Raw genomic sequence first — 1,015 nt, 5'->3', positions numbered from 1 at the left:
GATATGACGCATCGCGCTTCTCAGCAGAGCGCTTTTTAGCGGTTCCGGGACTTGTGTTAGCGCATTGCATGCGCATCTCCAACTGCTCTACTTCTTCCTTAAGGATCGCGGCCATTTCCTCAATCCGGGCGCCCGTGAAGCGGCTTTCAACCCCAGCGATCGTCAATGCCGCCGATATGCCGCTGCGAGGATCATGTAACGCGACTCCTATCCCATACGAGCCTTTCACGACTAACCCCGGGTTTAAACCGTAACCTCGTTCGCGGGTTTCTTGAACCTGATGCCTCAGCAGTTCTGAGGTAAGCCCGGGGTAATCAGAAGCGAAGCGGGCGGCGTTGACCGCCAACGCCCGCTCGACTTCCTCATCAGACAAAATTGCGAGTAGGGCCAACCCACCACCGCCGACCCCAATGGGATGCCGATCTCCCGGTTGCAGCACATGGGAGCGAAGGGGGTACGTACCCTCCTCCCGCGCGAGGCAAACCGACTCATACCCCCGTTGGACACTTAGAAGCGCGGCATCGCCACTGCGCGCAGCAATTCGAACGAGGCTGTCTGCCGCCAGCCGGCGAATTCCGAAACGCTCCGCGGCAAGGACTCCCAATGCATAAGTCTCTGCGCCGGCGTAGTACCGCCGGTCCTCTGGCTGCTGCTCCACCAAGCCATTTTCTATCAACGCGAGGAGAAGTCGCCGCGTAGTTGGCTTGGTCAGTCCCGTTGCTTTCACAAGATCCGAAAGCCCAATACCGGTTGTACGGGAGCCCGTAACCAACTGCAGAACTTGCACCGCACGGTCCAGGGTCTGGCTTGCTGCAGTTCCGGCGGCTTGCCCGTCACCGCCATGTTCATTCGACATCGTTCGGCCTCCAAGGGTCCAATATTCGGACCAACTGAATGGTGAAAACCTTTATTGGATGACACCAGTTTAGGTGTTTAAATAAAGGCATCAAATAGGTAAAGATACCGTCACGGTCCGAAAAATGGACTTTCGGTGCGAAACTAGGTCCGTATATTA

At 56.7% G+C, this 1,015-nt stretch carries 1 protein-coding gene; it reads right to left on the bottom strand.

Annotated features, from left to right (window positions below; genetic code table 11):
- Window positions 1–856: IclR family transcriptional regulator (locus U5A56_RS36840; protein WP_257776153.1), on the bottom strand; the 856-nt coding region annotated here is incomplete at its 3' end.
- Window positions 857–1,015: the final 159 nt, after the last annotated feature.

Origin of the sequence: Burkholderia sp. BCC1998 (genome assembly GCF_905339875.1) — a bacterium.
GTDB lineage: Bacteria > Pseudomonadota > Gammaproteobacteria > Burkholderiales > Burkholderiaceae > Burkholderia.
The sequence above is the reverse complement of the archived record's forward strand: the minus strand, read 5'-3'. Positions and strand labels throughout refer to the sequence as shown.